The 2,874-nt window shown below is 47.8% G+C and carries 2 protein-coding genes and 1 rRNA gene; all 3 read left to right on the top strand.

The genetic code is table 11. The features are described from left to right. Positions 1-605 precede the first annotated feature (605 nt). Positions 606-1,142 carry a TMEM165/GDT1 family protein gene (locus KKF06_04625; GenBank protein ID MBU1617047.1) on the top strand — a complete coding sequence of 179 codons (537 nt, stop codon included), beginning with the start codon at positions 606-608 and terminating at the stop codon, positions 1,140-1,142. Further along, positions 1,132-1,899: a HesA/MoeB/ThiF family protein gene (locus KKF06_04620; GenBank protein ID MBU1617046.1), complete on the top strand. Its 768-nt coding sequence runs from the start codon at positions 1,132-1,134 to the stop codon at positions 1,897-1,899. Before KKF06_04625 ends, KKF06_04620 begins: the two co-directional genes overlap by 11 nt. A 308-nt stretch (positions 1,900-2,207) precedes the next feature. Next, positions 2,208-2,874 (top strand): 23S ribosomal RNA (locus KKF06_04615); the annotation flags it as partial.

The raw sequence follows: 2,874 nt of genomic DNA, 5'->3' as shown, positions 1-2,874 counted from the left end.
TGACCCTCCTTCAATTAGTATTACCGGCCTATTTTCTAATTGCAAGTGGTCCAGTTTTTGGGGGGAAGGTCAGACATGCTGGTATTATACCAAAATCGCATAAAGCCTTAAAGGATTACGGATAAATCAGTTGCGAAACTCGTCCAAGAGAAGGAGCATCCACATTTACTGCTGCAAATATTGGATTTTCCGCTATTCGCTCCGTTTAATTAATCACTTTGCTTTTGCTGGGCGACCATTTTCTTTGTCTGGCCACAAAGAAAATGGTCAAAAAGAAAAGGCCTCGCGCTTTTTGATTTTTCTCAAGGTAAGCAAAAAGCGCCCCATTCTGCATTTGTATTCTAATCCATTGCCATTATTTAGGTGGTTGCCGCTCTTAACACTCGGACAAACCGCTTTTCAGGCTTTAGTAGAAGAGTGAAAACGAAAAGCCAGACAATTTAAAAAGCCAGGAAACCGCGAAGTTTATTCGCAGGTTTCCTGGCGCTATCCGTATAGGCAGTAAACTTCCCGATTCTCGTGAGGAACCGAGAATTCATTCTCAGGTTCCGAACGGGTGTTATAATACCCCCATGTCCTTAATCCCATTTATAACAACATTTATAATGATCGCGGTGGCGGAGCTGGGAGACAAGACCCAACTCCTCACTTTTGGTCTGGCGACCAAGTATTCAGCCCGTGTGGTAATCGCCGCCGTCGCTTGCGCCTCGGCACTCCTAATGGCCTTGGCGGTCATCTTTGGTGGATTGCTCAATCGTTTTGTCCCTATCATTTATATCCAAACCATCGCCGGAATCCTCTTTATTGCTTTCGGTTTCTGGACTTTGTTGGAAAAAGAGGCAAAGGCCGAGGCAAAGGAGCAAGCAAATGCGTCACCGTTCTGGTTAGTTTTTACTGCTTTTATTCTCGCGGAACTTGGCGATAAAACCCAGCTCGCTACCCTTGCTTTGACCGCCCAATACGGGGCTCCTTTGCAAGTATGGGTAGGAGCGACGCTGGCTATGATCGCGGTCAATACTCTTGGCGCCCTGGCCGGTAAATGGACCAAAGACCTTGTCCCCCAAAAAACCGTGAAGCTGGTCGGAGCCGTTATATTTATTATATTTGGCCTCTGGACCCTGGGAGAGCTTTATGTCTGGTAGTTGCGAAAATGAAGGGCGCTATAGCCGCCAACTGATCTTGCAAGAGATTGGGGAAGCTGGACAAGAAAAACTCCGCCAGGGTCGAGTTCTGGTCGTCGGCGCCGGAGGGCTTGGGTCTCCCGCTTTATTATATTTAGCTGCTGCCGGAGTAGGGCACATTGGGATCGTTGATAGTGATTTTATAGAACTTTCCAATCTTAATAGGCAAACACTTTACGCCACCGAAGATGTCGGTAAATTAAAAGCGCAAGTCGCGGCTCATCATATCAAAGCGTTGAACCCCGATTGCGAGATCCTCGCTTTTTCATCGCGCCTGACGGCCGACAACGCCGACCGGATCGTCAAAGATTATCAGATCATAATCGACGGAAGCGATAACTTCGCCACCCGCTATATATTAAATGATGTATGCGTCAAACAGGCAAAAACCTTGATCTATGGGGCTGTATATCAGTTTGAAGGGCAGTTGATGATAATCCGGCCGGGAGAGGGGGCTTGCTTTAGATGCTTATTTAATGAAGAGCCGCCGCCGGGAGAAGTCCCTGCCTGTCGGGAGAATGGGGTAATCGGTTTTCTTCCGGGACTGGTTGGGACCTGGCAAGCGGCAGAAGCGATCAAGCAGGTACTGGGGATTGGAGAAACAGGGAGTGGAGAGTTAATGGTGCTTTCTCCCCTTGAGCGTTCCTGGCGCAAGGTCAATGTGGCTCGTGACCGGAAATGCCCGGTTTGTAAGGGAATTCCGAAGGTTGTCGGCTGATCGGGAATTAGGCCGAAAATTGCCAAAAATCCCCTTGACAACAAACGGCAAACCAAGTTATAATTACAACCTCGTCTGTGAATAGATTTATTACCTAATTTTTTAGCGTTTAAATTTAATAGACCGAGCGTGAGAAACGCACTACGGTGCGTTTTTTTCATGGCCCTCCAGGTTCCTCGAAAGGGACCTGTTTTTCACTTCAGTGGAAAAACTTGGAGCCAAGGCAAGTAACTTGATAATTGAATAGGGTTTTGTATAAGTATGTTAAGGTTGAAGCAGGAATAAATTCCCGCATCGAGAAAGAGAGAATTTAAGTTACTGCGGCACATAGTGGATACCTTGGCACTACAAGTCGATGAAGGACGTGATTGGCTGCGATAAGCCTCGGGGAGCTGTCAAAATAGCTTTGATCCGGGGATCTCCGAATGGGGAAACCTGGCCGGGTAAAGCCCGGTCGTGCCTAACGACAACCCGCTGAACTGAAACATCTAAGTAAGCGGAGGAAGAGAAAGTAATAACGATTTCGGGAGTAGTGGCGAGCGAAACCGAAACAGCCCAAACCTTGTTGATTTATCTTCAAGGGGTAGCGGGACCGCGACGTGAGACCGGATAGTCTAGCTAAAGTACTCTGGAAAGAGTCGCCATAGAAGGTGATAGCCCTGTAAGCGAAAGATTAAATGGCTCTAGCGGTATCCCAAGTACTGCGGGACACGAGGAATCCTGTAGGAATCCGGGAGGACCATCTCCTAAGGCTAAATACTCTGTAGTGACCGATAGTGAACAAGTACCGTGAGAGAAAGGTGAAAAGAACCCAGGAATGTGAGTGAAATAGAACGTGAAACTGTGTGCCTACAAGCAGTCGGAGTCCCGAGCAATCGGGATGACGGCATGCCTATTGAAGAATGAGCCGGGGACTTACAGTTACATGCAAGCTTAGGGTGTTGAGCCCGAGGCGTAGCGAAAGCGAGTCTTAAT

Source organism: Candidatus Margulisiibacteriota bacterium, from assembly GCA_018822365.1.
Lineage (GTDB): Bacteria > Margulisbacteria > WOR-1 > O2-12-FULL-45-9 > XYB2-FULL-48-7 > XYB2-FULL-45-9.
Note: the sequence above shows the minus strand (reverse complement) of the source record. Positions and strands in the feature narration are given on the sequence as shown.